This window comes from Agathobaculum butyriciproducens (assembly GCA_003096535.1).
Classification (GTDB): Bacteria; Bacillota; Clostridia; order Oscillospirales; family Butyricicoccaceae; genus Agathobaculum; species Agathobaculum butyriciproducens.
Genome location: QEKJ01000003.1, coordinates 190,528 through 211,009, shown reverse-complemented (window position 1 = coordinate 211,009; position 20,482 = coordinate 190,528). Strand labels below are relative to the sequence as shown.

Genomic DNA, 20,482 nt, shown 5'->3' with positions numbered 1-20,482 from the left:
TGAATATCTGGATTACTACAACAACCGCAGGATCAAGGCAAAGCTAAAGGGCTTGCCGCCTGCAATTCACAGACAGCAAGCCCTTTCGGCTGCTTAAACAATTTTTACTTCAAAATATTGTCTAACTTTTTGGGGTCACTTCAGTTTTACCGTCTGGGCGATTTTTACGAAATGTTCTTTGACGATGCCAAGCTGGTCTCCCGCGAGCTGGAGCTGACGCTGACCGGCCGCGACTGCGGTCAGGGAGAACGTGCACCGATGTGCGGCGTGCCGTATCACAGCGCGGAAGGCTATATTGCCAAGCTGGTGCAGAAGGGTTACAAAATCGCAATCTGTGAGCAGATGGAGGACCCGAAAAAGGCAAAAGGTCTGGTCAAGCGCGAGATCATCCGACGCGTGACACCGGGTACGGTCGTGGAAGCCTCCATGCTGGATGAAAACCGGAACAACTTTCTCGGCTGCGTATATGCAGCCGGTGGTTCCGTCGGCGTATGCTTTGCTGATATTACGACAGGTTCGGTGTACGCGACCGGCTCGGATAACTGGAATGACATCACCAGCGAGTTCGGACGCTTTGCGCCGCGTGAGGTGCTGGTCGGCGGCGGAGCCATTTCGGCAGACGGCCTTCAGTCCTTTCTGAAGGAACGTCTGGAGGCGCTCATAGAGCCGATGCCGGAGGAGTGCTTTGAGGCACAGCGCAGTGCGGAACGCATTCAGGAGCACTTCAAGGTGCAGGACTTTGACGCTGCCGGCCTGACTGACCTGCCGTGCACTGTGCAGTGCCTCGGCGGTCTGCTGGATTACCTAGAGCAGACGCAGAAGGCCAGCCTTTCCAGTCTGAATCAGCTGCAGGTGTACCATCAAGGCCAGTATATGGAGCTTGACCTGATCGCACGCCGCAATCTCGAGCTTTGCGAGACCATGCGCACCAAGGAGAAGAAGGGCACGCTGCTGTGGGTACTCGACCACACGCGCACGGCAATGGGTTCGCGCCTGATTCGTCAGTGGATTGAAAAACCGCTGTATAATCCGCTGCATATTGCACGCCGTCAGCAGGCGGTAGGTGCATTGTGCGACGATGTAATTGCCCGCACGGCATTGACGGACGCACTCAAGCGGGTGTTCGATATGGAGCGCCTGATTGGGCGCGTAGCCTACGGCACTGCAAACTGCCGTGATCTGCGTGCGCTGTCGGCGGCAATTTCTTGCCTGCCGGAGATCAAAACGCAGGCTGCTCTGTTCGGACAGGCTATGTTGCGTGAGCTGACCGGCAAGATTGATCTGCTTGAAGACATTCGCGCGCTGGTCGAGCAGGCCATCGTGGATGAGCCGCCGATTCTTCTTCGGGAAGGCGGCATGATCCGCAAGGGCTTCAACGAGGAGATTGACCGTCTGCGCGACCTTGCGTCCGGCGGTAAGGGCAAAATTGCCGAAATCGAGCAGGCGGAACGCGAGCGTACCGGCATCAGCAAGCTGAAAATCGGCTACAACCGTGTGTTCGGCTATTATATTGAGGTCAGCCGCTCCAATGCGGAGGCGGTTCCGGAGAACTATATTCGTAAGCAGACGCTTGCGAACAGCGAGCGCTATATCACCGAGGAGCTGAAACAGCTCGAGAGCACCGTGCTCGGTGCGCAGGAACGCCTGACCGCACTCGAGTATGAGGTGTTTGTCTCTGTGCGTGACCAGATTGCCGCCGAGGTACACCGCGTGCAGAAAACCGCGCAGGCTATCGCAGCGCTTGACGTTCTGTGCGCTTTGGCTGATGTGGCATGTGATAACAACTATGTTTGTCCGGTGGTGGATTTTTCCGACCGCATTGACATCAAGGACGGCCGTCACCCGGTTGTTGAGAAAATGCTGTCCGATAGTCTGTTCATCCCGAACGACACCTTGCTCGACAGCAAGGAAAACCGCGTTGCTATCATCACCGGCCCGAATATGGCAGGCAAATCCACCTATATGCGGCAGGTGGCACTGATTACCATCATGGCGCAGATTGGCTCGTATGTGCCGGCCTCATCCGCGCATATCGGCGTGGCAGACCGCGTGTTTACCCGTGTCGGCGCGTCGGATGATCTGGCGAGCGGTCAATCCACCTTCATGGTGGAGATGAGCGAGGTCGCGGACATTCTGCGGCACGCTACCAAGTCCAGTCTGATCATTCTGGATGAGATTGGACGCGGCACATCTACCTATGACGGCATGAGCATTGCCCGCGCAGTTGTAGAGTATGTAGCGGACAAAAAGCGCATCGGCGCACGCGCGCTGTTTGCAACGCATTATCACGAACTGACGGTGCTTGAAGATCTGGTCAAGGGCGTCAAGAATTACAATATTGCGGTCAAAAAGCGCGGTGATGACATTACGTTCCTGCGCAAAATCGTGCGTGGCGGCGCGGATGACAGCTATGGCATTGAGGTTGCAAAGCTGGCCGGTGTGCCGAATCCGGTCATCAAGCGAGCAAAGGCTGTGCTGACTGATCTGGAATCCACCATGCCGAAAATCGAGCTGCACGCCGTAGCCGAGGAACCGGAAGACGTTCCGCAGATTACGATAGATTCGCTCTCCGGCGATGCAGTCGCAGAGCGGCTGCGTGCACTGCAGGTGGACACCATGACGCCGATCGAGGCGCTCAACGCACTGTATGAGCTGAAAAAGCTGGTTTAATCATTTATCAGGGCAGGAAAGACCAACCATGATTTGTTCCGGAAAGGAAAACAAAGAAAAATGGCAGTGATTCATGAATTATCTCCGCATCTTGCGGATCTGATCGCGGCAGGAGAGGTTGTTGAACGGCCGTCCTCCGTGGCGAAGGAGCTGGTCGAGAATGCGATTGACGCAGGGTCTACCCGCATTACGGTGGAGATCGAAAACGGCGGCATTACCTATCTGCGTATTGCGGATAACGGCTGCGGCATGTCGGCAGAGGATGCACCTGTGGCCTTCCGCCGCCACGCGACCAGCAAGCTGCGTACCGAGGAAGATTTGAATGCTATCGGCACATTGGGCTTTCGCGGTGAAGCACTGGCTGCGATTTCGTCGGTTACGCGCATTGATCTGTTCACGCGTCAGGCAGGTTCGATTGCGGGTCTGCACCTGCATCTGGAAGCCGGTGAGATTCAGACACAGGAGGAAGCCGGTTGTCCGGAAGGCACAACAATCGTTGTGCGCGACCTGTTCTTCAACACACCGGCTCGCATGAAGTTTCTCAAAAAGGACTTCACCGAGGCGGGTTACATTCTCGGCGTAGTACAGCATGCGGCGCTCTCCCATCCGGAGATTGCGTTCACGCTCATTCGCGACGGCAAGCAGGTATTCTCGTCGGACGGCAAGGGCAAGCTGATTGCACCGGTGTTCGGCGTATTCGGCAAGGAAATGACTGCCAATATGATTGAAGTGCCGATGACCGAGCGCAACGGTATGACCGTGCACGGCTACATTGTCAAGCCGCACGCCGGACGTGCCAACCGTTCCATGCAGCACTTTTTCGTCAATGGCCGCTATGTCAAGAGCCGTCTTATGCAGGCTGCAATGGAAGAGGCCTATCGCAATGCGATCATCACCGGCAAATATCCGTCTGGTGCGCTTTTCCTGGATTTGCCGCTGTCGGCGGTCGACGTCAACGTGCATCCTGCAAAAACCGAGGTCAAATTTTCGCAGGAAAAGCCGATTTTCGAGGTCGTGTATATTGCCTGCAAGAATGCGCTTGCCGCAAACGACAATATGCCGCATCTGGAGCACAAGGAGAAGGAAGCGCCTGCCAAGCCGCGTGAAGATAATCTGACGCATGAGCAGCAGCGGTTTGCGATTCCAAAGTCGGTAGACCCTAAGCCGTTTGTCACGCCGAGTGTCAAGCCAACACCGATTGCACCGGTAAAGAACGACGAGGAAGCACCGGATTTAGAGGATTTCCTCGTGTCTATCCCGCCAAAGGCAGAGCGTCCGCGCAGTGCATCGAGTTATCTGTCCGCGCCGCGCATACTGCAGGAGGAACCGCAGGAACCAGTTCGTACGCGAATGGCACAGCCGGTCGAGCCGGTCACAGAACCGACACCTGCCGTGCATACGCCGACACCGGAGCCGGAAGATGAACCGATGGTTGTTGTGCCGTCTGTCAGCGCACCGGAGGTCAAGGGTAAGCCGCAGATCCTGCAGCCGCTGGATACCGGTGTGCGTGTGATCGGCGAATGTTTCCAGACGTACATCATTGCTGAGGACAAGGACGGCTTGATTCTCATCGACAAGCATGCCGCGCATGAACGCATTCTGTTCAACAAGCTGCGTGCGGAGACCGATATGCCACAGCAGCAGCTTCTCACGCCTGTAATTGTAGAGCTGACCGGCGAGGAAGCCGCCGCTGTGCAGTCGCAGATCGAGGACATCCGTCAGGCAGGCTTTGCCATCGACAGCTTTGGCGAGAACAGCTTTGCCGTACGCAGCGTGCCCGCTTATCTGGATAGCGGCGATGTGCAGAGCGTCATCAGTGAATTGGCCGAAAAGGCGATGAACAGCCGTACCACCGTGCCGGATCGTCTGGACGATTTAATTCATACGGTAGCATGCAAGGCGGCTATCAAGGCAGGCAAACCGACCACGATGACCGAGCTGCAGGACCTGTGCGAGCGGGTGCTGAGCGATGACAACGTGCGTTCCTGCCCGCATGGCAGACCGACGACCGTTCGTCTGACCAAATATGAGCTTGACAAGATGTTCAAGCGTGTAAATCAATAAAAAGCGAGGAAACAGCATGGAAAACCGTTTGATCTGTATCTGCGGACCGACTGCCAGCGGCAAAACCGCCTTATCGGTCGCGCTGGCGCAACAACTGCATACTGAGATCATTTCTGCGGATTCCATGCAGCTTTACCGTGAGATGGATATCGGCACCGCCAAGCCTGATATGAAGGAACGGCAGGGCGTACCGCACCATCTGTTCGATGTGTGCGAGCCCGGCGAAGCGTTCTCGGTGGCACGGTATGTCGAACTGGCAGACGCTGCTGCGCAGGATATTCTGTCGCGCGGCATGACGCCGATCGTTGTCGGCGGTACAGGATTGTACATGGACGCGCTCATCGAGTGCAGCGTATTCTCCGGCGATGAGACCGACCTGACCGTGCGTGAGAAATATCAGCGGATGGCGGCTGAGCAGGGCAATCAGGCGGTACATGACTGTCTGGCTAAGGTAGATCCGGCCGGAGCGGAACGTCTGCACCCGAATAATCTCAAGCGCGTCATTCGTGCTCTTGAGGTGTATGAGCAGACCGGTATGACGATCGACGAATTTAACCGCAGGAACAAGCGCCCGGAGCCAAAGTATGATGCGCTCAAGATCGGTGTTTGCCCGTCTGACCGTGAAATTCTGTATGACCGCATCAATCGCAGAGTGGATCTTATGCTGGAAAACGGTCTGCTGGAGGAGACGAAACGGCTGGTGGAACGCGGTCTGCTGACCGGCACTGCCGCGCAGGCCATCGGCTACAAAGAGCTGCTCGGCTATCTGAACGGCGAGCAAACATTGGAAGAATGTGCCGAATTACTCAAACGGCGCAGCAGAAATTATGCAAAACGTCAGCTTACCTGGCTGAAAAGGGATGACAGCATCCACTGGATATATTATAATAGTGGAGAAGAACTTCCTTTCGTCTTACAGGAAACGACAAAATATCTTCAAAACCACGGTGTATAATGATACCATAAATTGTAATTTTAACTGGAGGAATCATTGTGCGAAACGAAATCAACTTACAGGACAGAATGCTCAGTGCACTGCGTCAGCAGGCGCAGAACATCACCGTATTTTTAACGAACGGGTTTCAGATGCGCGGTATCGTCCGCGGATTCGACAGCTTCGTTGTGATTTTGGAGAGCGACGGAAAACAGCAAATGATCTATAAGCACGCAATCTCTACTCTGATCCCACAGCATAGAGTCGATCTCCATGCACCGAGAGGGGAGCGTGCGGAACAGTGAACATATACGAGGTCTTTACATGGGACAACAGACAAAAAGCACAAAATCCAAGCCGCGAAAACGGCGGAATGACGGCGGAAACCGCGTTGTATTTATCATTGCGGCGGTGCTGATGGTGATTTATCTGGGAGGCCGTCTTTCTAACGCGTTTTCGGCTGCACCGGAGACCACACCGGCTCTGCATGTCACAATTAATGACAGCTTTACGAGCGATGGCTGGTTCTTCCGCGATGAAGAACCAATCGACAATGCCACGGGCAGCTCGGTCAAGCACATCGTGTACAGCGGTGAACGCGTACAGCAGGACGCACCGCTGGCGATCATCTATTCTGATCAGGAATCTATGGATCTGAGCCGACAGCTTGATCCGCTGGAGGAACGTATTTCTCTTCTGGATACAGCGCTGCAGTCCACATCGGACAGCTCAAACATCGCAAAGCTGGATCAGGTCATCACGCTGACGATCGAGCAGCTGGCCGAGCAGGTGAAGGAAGGCAGCGGCTCTTCGGTCGCGTCTGCCGCAAGTTCGCTGCGCACGCTGTCGCTGCGCCGCGAGGCCGGCAATGTGGATACCAACGAGGTATCTGCCGAACGTGACGCTTTGGTTTCTGAGCAGTCCTCGCTCGAGCATCAGCTTACCGGCCGAACCACGGAACTCACTGCATCCTCGTCCGGATATTTCTCCGAGGTAGTGGATGGATACGAGAGCATTCTCACACCATCCTCACTGGATGAGATGACCGTGGAGCAGTTTGACAAGACCGTTGCGCAGCAGCCGTCTGCTGAGAACAGCAATTCGCTCGGCAAGATCGTTAAGGGATTCAACTGGTATCTGGCAGCTAAGATTCCGGCCGAGCAGGCCGAGCGTCTGCAGGTCGGTCAGGAGCTGACAGTAAACTTTACGCAGGCTTCGATGGAATCCAAAGTAACCGTGCATTCCATCAACCATCAAGGTGACAGCGATACGGCTCTGCTGGTGATGGAAGGCACAGAATTCAGCAGTGAAATGGTTTCCATGCGCGAACAGCCGATCGAAATTATCATTGCGACCTACACCGGACTCAAGGTGCCGAAGAGTGCCGTCCGTGTGCAGGAACAAACAGACAGCGACGGAAAGACCACGCAGATCCCCGGCGTGTTCATCCTGAGCGGCTCGATACAGAAATTCAAAATGATCAACGAGCTGTTTGAGGCGGACGATTATTATGTCGTCGAACAAAGTGCGACCAACTCCGATATGCTGGTCGAGCGAGACCAGGTTATCGTTCAAGGTAAAAATCTGCAAAACAATATGGTGGTGAAGACATGACGGAGCAAGAAAAGAAAGAACTGCAGGAACGCGTAAAATCTGTGATCGAGCGCGTAAACAATGCCGCCGTGCAGGCAGGGCGCGATCCCAGTGAAATTACACTGGTGGCTGCGACCAAAATGAATGACGCCGAGCGCGTACAGGCGGCTATCGAAGCGGGAATCCGTGTGTGCGGCGAAAACCGCGTACAGGAACTGCAGGAGAAGTATGAACAGAACGCCTACGATGGCGCAGACCTTCAGTTTATCGGCACGCTGCAGACCAACAAGGTCAAGTACCTGATCGGCAAGGTTTCGCTGATTCAGTCGGTCGGCTCGGTTCATCTCGGCGAGGCTATCGCCAAGGAAGCTGAGAAGCGCGGTGTTTGTCAGGATATTCTTCTGGAGGTAAATATCGGCAGAGAAGCTGCCAAAAGCGGTCTTCCGCCCGAAGAACTGCACGATGCAATCGTAAAATTGAGCGCAAAAAAGTCGCTTCATATCCGCGGATTGATGGCAATTCCTCCCGTTGCGGATGAAAAAACAAAAAATTCAAACTACTTTACCGAAATGCGTCAAGTATTTATTGACATTTTGACGAAAAAATACGATAATGTAGATATGGATTATTTGTCTATGGGAATGACGAATGATTTTGAAACGGCGATTGCGTGCGGAGCGAACATGGTTCGCGTAGGCACGGCGATCTTTGGCAAACGGCCGTATCAGATCGTTTCGCCTTAAAACATAAGGAGGAACTTGGCATGGGTTCAATCAAAGGCTTTATTGATTGGGTAAAGGGCAGCGAGTTGGAGGACGACTACGAAGACGAGATGCCCCGTCAGAGAAACGAAGAACCTGCGATGGATAGCGAGCCATCATCTTACAATAGAAGATCCTATGACCGTTCGTACGACAGTGATGCACAGGACGCGCCTCAGGTGCGCCGTCACGATCGCAGCGATAAGGTTGTAAACATCAATACTACTACACAGTTGGCTGTGGTTCTGGTCAAGCCGGATCGCTTTGAGACGGCTGCGGAGATTGCAGATCATCTCAAGGACAAGCGTACGGTTGTCCTGAATCTGGAGCAGACCAACAAGGATATTGCCCGCCGTCTGGTGGATTTCCTCAGCGGTGTTGCGTATGCAAACGAAGGCAAGATCAAGAAGGTTGCAAACAGCACCTATATTATCACACCCTACAATGTTGATATTATGGGCGATCTGATCGATGAACTGGAAAACAGCGGTATGTATTTCTAAGCGCAGATCGTGAGTACTATCGTGAACAGCTTGGTAATATATTTCGTAGGCAGCTTATTGCGCATTCTGCAGTTTATGTTTTTTGCACGGGCAATCATGAGCTGGTTCGTACAGGGCAGCGACTCAAAAATCTACGAGTTTCTGTGCCTTGTTACCGAGCCGGTCATTCAACCTTTTCGCAGTCTGCTGAGCCGCGTGAGTGCGCTGCGGAATTGTCCGTTTGATTTTGCGTTTATGCTGGCTTTTTTTGTTCTGATTGTTTTAGAACAAATGGTGTATATGCTTTAAGCCTGCCGGACAAACGGCGCTGATTTTGGTCGGGCGCAGCCCGACCATTTTTCCGTGTCAGTACGGCAAATGATATAAAGACGGAGGAAAAACATATGACGGTGCAGGAAATACAAGAAATCGGCTTTGAAAAAGCGGTTTTCGGCGGATATGACATGAAGTCTGTCGATACTTTTCTCGAGCGTGTTGCAGAGGAATTTGCAGCGATGCAGAAGGAAAACGCTGCTATGAAGGCAAAAATGAAGGTGCTGGTCGATAAAATTGAAGAGTACCGCGGTGTTGAAGAAGGAATGCACCGTACCCTGCTGACCGCACAGTCGATTGCACAGGAGACAATCGACAAGGCGAAGAAGGAAGCAGAGGAGATCATTGCTTCTGCGAAGGATGAAACCGCAAACAAGGTGAAAGACACCCAGGCGGAAATCAACACCGAGGAACAGAAACTGGAGACTGCCCGCAAGAACACTGCTGAGTTTATCGCTCATGTAGCAAAGCTGTATCAGTCGCAGGCAAGAGCACTGGCAGAGTTGGCGAAGGGCGAAAAACTCGCTCCGGTACAGCAGACTGAAGATGCAAAGAACACAAATGCGACTGGGAAGGGCGATGCACCAGTGGAAGATGCAACGCGTAAATTCGACTTCGGCGAACTGCAGTTCGGCACTGAATACGACCCGAAGGACGTTAAGTAAATAAGCGAAAGGACTGAATACTGCACAATGCAGCAGGATTACAACAATACGATCAATTTGCCCAAAACCGAATTCCCGATGCGTGCCGGTCTGCCGAAGCGCGAGCCGGGTTTTCTGGAAAACTGGGAGAAGAACGACCTCTACCATGAACTGATGAAGAAGAACGAGGGCAAGCCGCTTTTCGTTCTGCATGACGGCCCTCCGTATGCAAACGGCAATCTGCATATGGGTCACGCACTGAATAAGATCCTTAAGGATTTTATTCTGCGTTCGCGCAATATGATGGGTTATCAGGCTCCGTACATTCCGGGCTGGGATACCCATGGTCTTCCGATTGAGCGTCAGGCAATCAAGGCTTACGGCATGGATCGCAGCAAGGTTTCCACTGCGGAGTTCCGCTCCAAGTGTGAAGAGTTTGCACACGATCATGTCAATACCCAGCGTACCCAGTTTAAGCGTCTGGGCGTTATCGGTGACTGGGATCGTCCGTACCTGACCCTGACCCACGATTACGAGGCTGCTCAGATTGAGATTTTCGGCGAGATGGCTAAGAAGGGTTACATCTACAAGGGTCAGAAGCCGGTTTACTGGTGCCCGCACGACGAGACCGCACTGGCTGAGGCAGAGATTGAGTACAAGGATGTTCCGTGTAAGTCTATCTTTGTAAAGTTCGCTGTAACCGATGACAAGGGTGTTATCACCAAGCTGCTTGGTACCAAGGAGAATGTATATTTCGTAATTTGGACCACCACTACCTGGACCATTCCGGGCAACCTTGCAATTTCTCTGAACCCGAACTTCGAGTACGATTTCGTTAAGGTTCCGAATGGCGAGATTTATGTTCTGGCTAAGGAACTGGTTGCTTCTGTTATGAAGACCGCCCGCATTGACAGCTGGGAAGTTCTCGCAACCGTTCTCGGCTCTGATCTGGAGCTGATCAAGACCAAGCACCCGCTGTTCGACCGTGATTCTCTGGTTATCACCGGTGACCATGTAACGCTCGATGCCGGTACCGGCTGTGTTCATACCGCTCCGGGCTTTGGTGCTGATGACTTTATCGTTTGCCAGAGGTACAACATTCCGATTATCGTTCCGGTTGACGGCAAGGGCCGTCACACCGCCGAATCCGGCAAGTACGAGGGTATGTTCGTTGACGATTCCAACGAGGTTATTCTCAAGGATCTGGATGACTGTGGCGCACTTCTCGCAACCGAGGACATCGTGCACAGCTATCCGCATTGCTGGCGCTGCAAAAACCCGATCATCTTCCGTACCACCGAGCAGTGGTTCTGCTCTGTTGATGCGCTCAAGGATGACGCAGTCAAGGCTTGTGAGGACATCAAGTGGATTCCCGGCTGGGGTCAGGAGCGCATGACCTCCATGATCCGTGAGCGTTCCGACTGGTGTATTTCCCGTCAGCGTGTCTGGGGTGTTCCGATTCCGATCTTCACCTGCAAGAAGTGCGGCAAGCCGCTGGTAAATGAGCAGACGATTAAGACCGTTGCTGATCTGTTCCGTGAAAAGGGTTCCAACGCATGGTTCGACATGACGGCTGCTGAGATTCTGCCGGCAGGCATCAAGTGTGAGTGCGGCTGCAGTGAGTTCGACAAGGAAACCGACACCATGGATGTATGGTTTGATTCCGGTTCCTCCTGGCGTGCTGTTATCGAGAACCGCGAAGGTCAGAAGACCCCGGTTGACGTATATCTGGAAGGCAATGACCAGTATCGCGGCTGGTTCCAGTCCTCGATGCTGACTTCTATTGCTACGCAGGGCAAGGCTCCGTACAAGACGGTTATCACCCACGGTATGATTGTTGATGAGGAGCGCCAGAAGATGTCCAAATCTCTGGGCAATGGTATTGCTCCGGAGGATATCCTCAAGCAGTATGGCGCAGACGTAATGCGTCTGTGGGTTGCTTCTTCTGACTACCGTCAGGATATGCGTATTTCCAAGGACATGCTCAAGCATCTGTCGCAGAACTACCTCAAGATCCGTAACACGGCTCGCTACATTCTGGGCAACCTGTTTGACTTTGATCCTAAGACCAACGCTGTTGCATACGCAGATATGCCGGAGCTGGATAAGTGGGCACTGATGAAGCTGAACGACCTTGCTGCAAAGGTTCGTGAGGGATATGATAGCTACGAATTCCACACCGTATTCCATGCAATTCATAATTTCTGTGTTGTTGATATGTCCAACTTCTACCTCGATGTGATCAAGGATCGTCTGTACTGCGATGAGACCGATGGTCTGAGCCGCCGCTCTGCACAGACTACGATCTATCGTATCCTGAGTGCGCTGGTTCGCATGCTGTCTCCGATTCTGTGCTTTACCGCAGACGAAATCTGGCAGGCTATGCCGCACGCTGCTGAGGATGATGTTCGCAACGTAGCATATAACGAGATGCCGCAGGCTGACGAGGCTTTGTCCTTCAGCGATGAGGATCGTGCTAAGTGGGACAAGCTGACAGCATTCCGCGATGATGTAAACAAGGCTCTCGAGGGTGCGCGTACTGCTAAGACCATCGGCAAGCCGCTGGAAGCATGCGTTACTGTTTACGCTGACGCTGAACAGGCTGCATTCCTGAACGGCTGTGGTCAGGATCTGGCTGATCTGTGCATTGTTTCCGAACTTGATGTCGTTGCCGGTGACGGTGAGGGCGCTGCAAGCGAGAATCTGCCGGGTCTGAAGATTGCTGTTGCCCGCGCAGCAGGTGAGAAGTGCCTGCGTTGCTGGAAGCAGGCTAAGACCGTTGGTTCTGATGCAAAGCATCCGGGTCTGTGTGCTCGCTGTGCCAAGGTTGTAGGCTAAAAGAAGAATCCAAGGGGGAGCAGAGCAATTCTGTTCCTCCTTTTTGTTTTGGAGGTAGAAGATGCCGATTTATATTTGTGCAATCTTGCTGATGATTGCAGCAGATCAGGCAGTGAAATACTGGGCGTTTACGTCCCTGCAGGCACAGCAGACCATTCCGTTGATCAATGGTGTGTTTCACTTGACTTATATCGAGAATCGCGGTGCAGCATTCAGCCTGTTCGCGCAATTTGATTCACGCTGGATTTTTGTTGTATTGGCCATTGTGATTACAGTTGCCATTTTCACAGCGATTTACAAGAATATGCTGCAGACTCAGCTGGGCTGCTGGTCTCTGATTCTGGTGGCGGCAGGCGCACTCGGCAACGCCATTGATCGTGTAGCACACGGTTTTGTTGTCGATATGTTTGACTTCCGTCTGATTCATTTTCCGGTATTTAATGTGGCAGATATCTTCATTTGTGCAGGTGGTGTACTGTTTGTGCTATATTTTATGTTTCAGCATAAGGAAACAAGCGAAGCGGAGAAGTAACCATGAGTGAATTACAATTTACAGTTCCGGCAGAGCAATCCGGCAAGCGTATCGACAGCTGGCTGGCAGAGCAGATTGAAGGACTGACCCGCTCTGCGGCGCAGAATCTGCTGTCAGAGCAGGCAGTAAGCTGTAACGGTCAGCCACTTAAGAAAAATTACAAGCTGGTCGGCAGCGAGGCGATTACGGTTCAGCTTCCGGAGTTAAAGGAAGTAGATCTCAAGCCGGAGAATATTCCGCTGGATATTGTTTATGAGGATGCGGATATTGTGGTGGTCAACAAGCCACGCGGCATGGTTGTGCATCCGGCGGCCGGCAACTGGGACGGCACGTTGGTAAATGCATTGATGTACCACTGTGGTGACAGTCTGTCTGGCATTAACGGTGAACATCGACCGGGCATTGTGCATCGTATTGATAAGGATACTAGCGGTCTGCTCGTTGTGGCGAAAAATGACGCCGCACATCAGAGCCTGGCAGCTCAGATTGCGGCGCATACGGCGTATCGCGGCTATGAAGCGATTGTGGTTGGTTCTGTCAAGGATGATACAGGAACGGTGGATAAGCCGATTGCCCGCCACAAAACGGATCGAAAAAAAATGGCAATCGTGGAGGGCGGACGTGAAGCAATCACGCATTACACTGTCATCAAACGATATAACGGCTACACATATATGGCATTTCAGCTCGAGACCGGACGTACACACCAGATTCGTGTACATATGGCATCTATTGGTCATCCGATTATCGGTGATCCGGTGTACGGACTGAAAAAAGACCGGTTTTCCAATATCGGCGGTCAATGTCTGCATGCAGCGAAGCTGACGCTCACGCACCCGAAAACAGGGGAGCGGATGGAGTTTTCGGCATCGCTGCCACAATATTTTATTGAAGTTCTTGATAAATTGGAGCGTATGCAATGAAAAAGTTTAAGGGTATGCTGCTGGCCTGCGATATGGATGGTACGCTGCTCGATGATTCAAAGCAAATTCCGGCAGAAAATTTGCGAGCATTACAATATTTTACGAAACAGGGAGGACGGCTGTCGCTTGCGACCGGCCGTTCTCCTCATGCTATTGGCATATATATAGACCAGTTGCCGGTCAATGCGCCATACAGTGTGATGAATGGTTCGTTGATTTGCGATGAAAATCGCAAGATTTTGTATTGCTCCGGAATGCCGTACGAGACGAAAGAAATGATCGAGCATGTATTGTTAAATAATTCACAATTCGGTTGCGAGGTTTTTACTGCAGAAACGGCGCTGATTCGTCAAATGAGCGATCACACGCTGCAGCACATGCACAAGCTGCATTTGGATTATCAGATGCTTTCTAATGAGCAGTTTGCAAAAAGCGCAACTGCGGACTGGTGTACGGTCAATTTTACCGGTGAACCGGCACAAATCACCGCACTTACACAGGATTTACTGATTCGGTATCCGCATGTATTTGATGTGACATCCAGCATGCCGACATTCTGTGAAATCACAGCCGCTGGTGTGAATAAGGGTTCGGCTCTACGAAATATTGTTGAATACTTACCAGACGTTGAACGTGTGTTTGCTATTGGCGACAGCTACAATGATGAATCCATGCTGCAAGAAGCTCAGATTTCGTTTGCACCGGCCAATGCAGGGCCGGAAGTGCTGCAAAATGTCAATATAACGGTAAGTTCTAATAATGATCGTGCTGTGGCTGATATGATAGAGTATCTGGAGAAAATAGGATGAAAACTGTTAATTATTAATGGCTATAAAATAGATGGTTTGCTAATTATACAAAATCTTTATTTTGTATAATTAGCGGTGCTGGCAATTACGCAGCACATTGGTATTTTTGTGTGCAGTAGATTTTCTATACAGACGAAAGCGGCTCTTACAGAGCCGCTTATTTTAGTTATCTCGCATTCTTCAACCGAAACTGCTCAACCATCCGAATGAAATGCTGATGCACCGTCAAATCCATATCTAATTCCGGATGAAATGCGGTCACGAGCATATTATCCTGCTGTGCAGCAACAATATTACTGTCAACAATGGATAGCACCTCGACATTATTTCCTACGCTCTCAATATATGGTGCGCGAATGAATGTCATCGGTATTCTCTCGCTACCGCCAAACCGATCATCCGTGAAAAAACTGCCAAGCTGTCTGCCATAGGCATTACGCTTTACGCGGATATCCATCACACTGAAGCATGGTATGCCACCATCAATCTGCTTAGCCAGCAGAATCAGACCGGCACATGTTCCGAATACAGGAAGTCCGTTTTGAATCTGCTCACGCAGCGTATCATACAAATCCAGCTCGCGCAAGAGTTTATTCATTACTGTGCTTTCGCCACCCGGAATAATCAAACCATTCATCGGCTGATCCAGATCGCGCTTCTGGCGAATTTCGAAGTGCGGTACGCCGAGTTTATCCAGCACTGCGGCATGCTCTGCGAAGGCGCCCTGCAGCGCCAGAATTCCAACTGCCATTTTACTTGCCTCGCTCTGCCATCAGCAATGCGATTTCGTTCTCGTTAATGCCAACCATTGCTTCACCCAGATCGGTAGACAGTTCTGCAATCAGCTTTGCATCGGTGTAGTTAGTAACCGCCTTTACGATTGCTGCAGCACGCTTTGCCGGATCGCCAGACTTGAAGATGCCCGAACCAACGAATACGCCTTCTGCGCCAAGCTGCATCATCAGTGCTGCGTCAGCCGGAGTTGCAACGCCGCCTGCTGCAAAGTTTACGACCGGCAGTCGGCCATTTTCATGCACACTGCGGAGCAGTTCAACCGGAACCTGCAGTTGCTTTGCGGCCTCAAACAGCTCATCCTCACGCAGATTCTGCACACGGCGAATTTCTGCGTTCATAGCGCGCATGTGACGAACTGCCTGCACAACATCACCTGTGCCCGGCTCACCCTTGGTACGGATCATTGCTGCGCCTTCAGCGATGCGGCGTAGAGCTTCACCCAGATCACGCGCACCGCATACAAACGGAACCTTGAACTGTGTCTTATCAATGTGGTATACATCGTCCGCCGGAGACAGCACTTCACTCTCGTCGATATAGTCGATCTCGATTGCTTCCAGCACCTGTGCCTCAACAAAGTGACCGATACGGCACTTCGCCATAACCGGAATGGAAACTGCTTCCTGAATACCGCGAATCATCTTCGGGTCGCTCATGCGGGAAACACCGCCTGCTGCACGGATGTCAGCCGGAATGCGCTCCAGCGCCATAACTGCACATGCGCCTGCTGCTTCGGCAATTTTCGCCTGCTCCGGTGTGGTTACGTCCATAATGACGCCGCCCTTCAGCATCTGGGCCAGCTCCTTGTTCAGCTTATACTGTACGCTCATGTCGTTCAGACTCCTTTGTTGTTTGGTGTATGAACGCATTATACGCCCAATCTGAATATGTTAAAATGCTCAGATGGCAATTATTTTGTAATGCCAGTTTGTAAGAAATAAAGAAAAGCACGGTTTCTGTTCTAAAACAAAAGCCGTGCTTTATACTGCTTATCAGCTGTTATATGCTGTATTTTCCTCATCAGCTACCGCGTTTGATGTATTTGGTGTGGCATTCAGATAAACCGTTGCACCTTCATCGACGCCCCAGAAAATTTCGGTATTGTTCGCATCTGAAACGCCGGTTTCCACCGCTACCAGCTGATAGCCTTCGGGCGCTTCCATGCCGTCCGGAATCGGCAGTGTATCATCGAATGGAATTTCGTTGCCGTCCTTGTCAATGAGCGTTTTGGTGAATACACCCGTACTGCCATCCGCCGTGTGAACGATAGCGGAAGTCGGTACTATCAGGCAGCTGTCCGATTCGGCAACTGCAATTTTGTAATCGACCATCATGCCGCTGGAAATCGCCTGACCTTCGATAGAATCAACCGTGATAATTGCCTTAAAAGTCGTCAGACTGCCCTGACTTCCCGTGTTCTGACTTGGCTCCGGCGAAACCGAGTCAACCACACCGGTGAGCGGCAGCTCGGAACCATCCATCGTGTACATGTTCATTGTTACCGTTTGACCAGGCTCGACAGACTGCACTTCATCTGTCGTCAGCTCGGCCGTAACAACGGTATCGCTTAGGTCGGAAACAACAACCAGAGGCTCGGTACCATCGGTCTCCTCCCCTTCTTCCGCGTTCAGTGAGGTGACAACGCCGTCGATCGAAGCCGTCATCGTGGCATCCAGAATCTCCTGCTGCAGCTTTAGAATGCGCGTCTGAATCTCGCTCACCTTGGCCTGTGCGGCTGCAGCCGTGCTCTGTGCAGCCGTGAGACTGCTTCGCGCGTCCGAAGTATCCGGCGCTGCAACATTGGAAATTGACATAATGACTGCACCGCTGCTGTATGTGTGGTTCGAGCCGTTATAGGCCGTGATTTCACCGCCGATCGGTGCCGTGATAACCTGCTCCTTGATGTAGTCCAGCGTGCCCGACCCGGAAGAGAAAATCGTGCCGGCACTGTCGCTGTTGATCGTTGCGGTAGCACTCGTTCCCTGCGTCAGTGCACCGGAAGGATTCTGTACGGTCAATACAACAAGGAAAGTACCTTTGCCGGAAGCGGAATCAATCGACGAAACTACAGCGGAAACCTGTCCGACAGAGGTAGAGATCGTAGCCGTCTGACCGGCCTTGATATCTTTGGCATATTCCGAACTAAACTGTACAGCAAGCTGCATCTGGCTGTCGTTGACCATACGGCCGATGGTCTGTCCTGCACTTACCTTCTGCCCTGCTGCAAATGTGCTTGATGCGATAAACTTGCCGCTGAACGGTGCCGTAGCGCTGCCGTGGGTGTACTGGCTCTGCGCCGAGGCAATGCGGCTCTGTGCCTGCGTAATCGCTGCCTGTGCGTTGGTCAGCTCACTCTGCGCGGCAGTGAATTCTGCCTGTGCCGCTGTCAGCTGTTCGCGGATTCCGGTCGGATCGACAACGACTAGCGGATCACCGGCATGCACCTCATCTCCCTCGGAAACCAGCACCTGAGAGATTTTGCCCTCAATTCCCAAGCCAAGTTCTTCCGTATTGCGCGCCGCCGTTTCACCGCTGCCCTCGATATAAGTGCCAATATCGCCATAGGTAACGACTGCAGTCGTCGGAAGTGTGTTCTCCGTGCCGGTATGGCGCGAGCGAATGACAGCAAATACCGAACCGCCGACCAGCAGAATAATCAATCCGGCTGCAATGATAACGCGAATGCACTTGCTTCGATTAAATCTTTTGCAAAAGGATTTGGCAAGCTGCTCTGCCTTCTCGTTTTTTTCGTCAGCATCAGCTTTTTCGGATGCTTCTTCCGGTGCAGTATTTTCCTCCGTCTGAACGGTCTTGTCAGAGTTGTTTTCTGGCATCGGCGGAAGCGGCTGCGTCTGCTCGAGATCCTGCTCCTGCTCGTCCTTGTGCTTGCCGAAGAACTTCTTCTTGTTCTGGCTCATATTTTGATGTTCCTTTCTATGCGCTGTTCCTGTGAAACAGAGCCGTGCCTGATCTTGAAAGTTATCTCTTGATCAGAGCCTGTAAAAAGTCGTGTACTTTTGCGGGCAGTTCCTCCAGCGAACCGTCGTTGAGGAATTCCGCATCATAGGCGTACGCTGCAACGCCGTCGTCTGAGCGGTTGCCCAGCTGTCCGCGTGCCTGCTCAAGTGTCGGTCGACGCACGAGAATGGTCTTGCAGTTTACGCCTGCTGTCTGACGAAACCGCTCGATCTCCTCCGGTTCCCGGATATGGACGAACAGCAGTTCCGCATCATTTTCAGCAAATATCTGCAGCTGTTCTGTGCAGTAGCGGAACGGAAGGTCGTTGAATTCCGTGCAGTCTGCTTTCAGCTGCGAAAGAAAACGACGTGCCGCCGGTGTTTTGGTGCCGTCCCATCCTGCGGCTTTGGCTACCTGCAAAATGGGTGTGATGGACGAAATGTTCTGCACCTTCCAGCTTTGCGCGGCAGCACTGCATACGGTATCCTTGCCGACACCGCCGCTGCCGTTTATGATAAACACTTGTTTGGTCAAGTAAAAGTCTCCTTCAAATGCGCATTTCTATACACTATACATTTTAGCACAGCAAATCGACCTTTACAAGCGGACAGTCTTTACAATTCTGTTAAAAAAGCGTGCCTGTTTTTGGCAGGCACGCTCGATTTCACAGGATGATGCAAATGAGTCCTCCTGCGCTTTCATTGATGATCTTTTCCAGTGTTTCACGGATTTTACCACGGGCATCATCCGGCATACGGCTCAATTTGTGCGACAGTTCCTCACGCACGAGTTCATTGAGCGACTTTCCGAAAATATTGGTCTCCCAAATCTTCTCCGGCTGTTCCTCAAACTCGCTGAGCAGATAGTGTACCAGTTCTTCCGACTGCTTTTCCGTGCCGACGATCGGATTGACCTCGGCTTTGATGTTGGCCCGCATCATATGGATGGATGGTGCAGAAGCCCGCAGACGCACACCATACCGCCCTCCCTGCCGAACGATTTCCGGTTCCTCAAGCGAAAGCTCCTCCACCGACGGCATCACAATGCCGTAACCGGTCTGATATACCTGATCGAGCGCACCATGCAGCCGTTCGTACTGCTGTTTCACCGCAGCGAAATCCTCAAGCACACGAATTAAATCTGCGTCATCCCGCACCTGAATGCCGGTCTGCTCGCCGACAATGCCGTAGAATACGGTTTCCGGTACGTCTACACGCACGACCGCCGAGCCTCTGCCGAGCGCCATATTGTCCACGCTCGCCCGCTCGACGTATTCGTTCTCTTCGAGGGTACGGCATAGCTTCTGTACATCACGCATTTTCTCTCCGTTGGCGGCGGCTGTGCGAATGCACTGGTAAATGCTGTTCTGCACCGGATGATGCAGCGGCAGAGTACCGATATAACGCGGAAGGACAAAACCAATCTCGCAGACCGGAAATTCATACAGCACCTGCTGCAGAATATCCGCAATGCCGCTCTCATCCAGTTCAAGACAGTTCACCGCAATCGGTGCAATCCCGTACTGCGACTGCAGCTCGTCGCATACACGCTGTGCCGCTTCGCCGTTCGGCTCTGACGAGTTTACCAGTACGAGAAACGGCTTGCCGAGTGACTGCAGTTCCTCAATTACGCGTTTTTCTGCCGGTATATAGGCTTCACGCGGCAGCTCGGTAAAGCTGCCGTCGGTCGTCACCACCAGTCCGATGGTAGAGTGTTCACCGATAACCTTGTGCGTGCCGATCTCTGCCGCTTCGGCCAGTGTCATGGGATCTTCCTGCCACGGTGTAGATACCATGCGCGGTGTATCTCCCTCCATGCCGCCGAGTGCACCCTCTACCAGATAGCCTACGCAGTCCACCAGCCGCACCCGACATGCGCCGCCTTCCGGCAGAGCGATTTCCGCCGCTTCTTCCGGCACAAATTTCGGTTCGGCAGTCATAATTGTCCGTCCGGTGCCGGACTGCGGCAATTCATCCCGTGCGCGCTCCCGCTTGTAGGGATTCTCCATATCGGGCAGCACCATAGTCTCCATGAACCGCTTGATAAATGTGGATTTGCCCGTACGAACCGGACCGACAACACCAATATAAATATCACCGCCGGTACGGCTGCTGATTTGGTCGTAAATCTGGTTTTCCATTCTCTT

The 20,482-nt window shown here is 52.4% G+C and carries 18 protein-coding genes and 1 pseudogene; 14 read left to right on the top strand and 5 right to left on the bottom strand.

Going from position 1 to position 20,482, the window contains the following annotated elements:
• From C7386_RS13420 to C7386_RS04780, 14 genes and pseudogenes are all read left to right on the top strand, one after another.
• A partial coding sequence (locus tag C7386_RS13420; protein ID WP_133241578.1) for an IS3 family transposase occupies window positions 1-97 on the top strand: 97 nt, incomplete at its 5' end.
• A gap of 11 nt (window positions 98-108) precedes the next feature.
• Window positions 109-2,670: pseudogene (gene mutS, locus C7386_RS04840) on the top strand (DNA mismatch repair protein MutS); the annotation flags it as partial.
• Window positions 2,671-2,730: 60 nt separating this feature from the next.
• Window positions 2,731-4,734, top strand: a complete 2,004-nt coding sequence (gene mutL / locus C7386_RS04835) for a DNA mismatch repair endonuclease MutL (RefSeq protein ID WP_110436768.1) — start codon at window positions 2,731-2,733, stop codon at window positions 4,732-4,734.
• 16 nt (window positions 4,735-4,750) lie between these two features.
• Window positions 4,751-5,689, top strand: coding sequence for a tRNA (adenosine(37)-N6)-dimethylallyltransferase MiaA (gene miaA, locus C7386_RS04830; RefSeq protein WP_116704926.1), 939 nt, complete (start codon window positions 4,751-4,753; stop codon window positions 5,687-5,689).
• A gap of 35 nt (window positions 5,690-5,724) precedes the next feature.
• Window positions 5,725-5,973 carry an RNA chaperone Hfq gene (hfq, locus tag C7386_RS04825; protein ID WP_199667438.1) on the top strand — a complete coding sequence of 83 codons (249 nt, stop codon included), beginning with the start codon at window positions 5,725-5,727 and terminating at the stop codon, window positions 5,971-5,973.
• 19 nt (window positions 5,974-5,992) lie between these two features.
• Complete coding sequence (locus C7386_RS04820; RefSeq protein WP_110436771.1) at window positions 5,993-7,282, top strand: biotin/lipoyl attachment domain-containing protein; 1,290 nt, start codon at window positions 5,993-5,995, stop codon at window positions 7,280-7,282.
• Window positions 7,279-8,004, top strand: coding sequence for a YggS family pyridoxal phosphate-dependent enzyme (locus C7386_RS04815; RefSeq protein WP_110436772.1), 726 nt, complete (start codon window positions 7,279-7,281; stop codon window positions 8,002-8,004). The genes C7386_RS04820 and C7386_RS04815 overlap by 4 nt, the downstream gene beginning before the upstream one ends.
• A gap of 20 nt (window positions 8,005-8,024) precedes the next feature.
• Window positions 8,025-8,525: a cell division protein SepF gene (locus tag C7386_RS04810; RefSeq protein WP_227108825.1), complete on the top strand. Its 501-nt coding sequence runs from the start codon at window positions 8,025-8,027 to the stop codon at window positions 8,523-8,525.
• A gap of 9 nt (window positions 8,526-8,534) precedes the next feature.
• Window positions 8,535-8,813, top strand: a complete 279-nt coding sequence (locus C7386_RS13895) for a YggT family protein (RefSeq protein ID WP_147357581.1) — start codon at window positions 8,535-8,537, stop codon at window positions 8,811-8,813.
• A 95-nt stretch (window positions 8,814-8,908) separates the two neighbouring features.
• Window positions 8,909-9,502, top strand: a complete 594-nt coding sequence (locus C7386_RS04800; protein ID WP_110436774.1) for a DivIVA domain-containing protein — start codon at window positions 8,909-8,911, stop codon at window positions 9,500-9,502.
• Window positions 9,503-9,529: 27 nt separating this feature from the next.
• Entirely contained in the window at window positions 9,530-12,319 is a 2,790-nt protein-coding gene (ileS, locus tag C7386_RS04795; protein ID WP_110436775.1) for an isoleucine--tRNA ligase, read from the top strand.
• 61 nt (window positions 12,320-12,380) lie between these two features.
• On the top strand, window positions 12,381-12,851 hold the full coding sequence (gene lspA, locus C7386_RS04790) for a signal peptidase II (protein WP_110436776.1): 471 nt from the start codon (window positions 12,381-12,383) through the stop codon (window positions 12,849-12,851).
• A gap of 2 nt (window positions 12,852-12,853) precedes the next feature.
• Complete coding sequence (locus tag C7386_RS04785) at window positions 12,854-13,774, top strand: RluA family pseudouridine synthase (protein WP_110436777.1); 921 nt, start codon at window positions 12,854-12,856, stop codon at window positions 13,772-13,774.
• Complete coding sequence (locus tag C7386_RS04780; RefSeq protein WP_110436778.1) at window positions 13,771-14,583, top strand: HAD family hydrolase; 813 nt, start codon at window positions 13,771-13,773, stop codon at window positions 14,581-14,583. Before C7386_RS04785 ends, C7386_RS04780 begins: the two co-directional genes overlap by 4 nt.
• Window positions 14,584-14,749: 166 nt before the next feature.
• Here the strand turns inward: C7386_RS04780 and pdxT are convergent, their stop codons facing one another.
• From pdxT to spoIVA, 5 genes are all read right to left on the bottom strand, one after another.
• A complete protein-coding gene (gene pdxT, locus C7386_RS04775) occupies window positions 14,750-15,334 on the bottom strand; it encodes a pyridoxal 5'-phosphate synthase glutaminase subunit PdxT (RefSeq protein WP_110436779.1) in 585 nt (194 codons plus the stop codon).
• 1 nt (window position 15,335) lies between these two features.
• Window positions 15,336-16,208: a pyridoxal 5'-phosphate synthase lyase subunit PdxS gene (gene pdxS / locus C7386_RS04770; protein WP_110436780.1), complete on the bottom strand. Its 873-nt coding sequence runs from the start codon at window positions 16,206-16,208 to the stop codon at window positions 15,336-15,338.
• Between the two features lie 162 nt (window positions 16,209-16,370).
• On the bottom strand, window positions 16,371-18,296 hold the full coding sequence (locus C7386_RS04765) for an HlyD family secretion protein (RefSeq protein WP_110436781.1): 1,926 nt from the start codon (window positions 18,294-18,296) through the stop codon (window positions 16,371-16,373).
• A 61-nt stretch (window positions 18,297-18,357) separates the two neighbouring features.
• Window positions 18,358-18,870, bottom strand: a complete 513-nt coding sequence (locus tag C7386_RS04760) for a nucleoside/nucleotide kinase family protein (protein ID WP_110436782.1) — start codon at window positions 18,868-18,870, stop codon at window positions 18,358-18,360.
• Window positions 18,871-19,000: 130 nt separating this feature from the next.
• Window positions 19,001-20,476 carry a stage IV sporulation protein A gene (spoIVA, locus tag C7386_RS04755; protein WP_110436783.1) on the bottom strand — a complete coding sequence of 492 codons (1,476 nt, stop codon included), beginning with the start codon at window positions 20,474-20,476 and terminating at the stop codon, window positions 19,001-19,003.
• Window positions 20,477-20,482 lie beyond the last annotated feature (6 nt).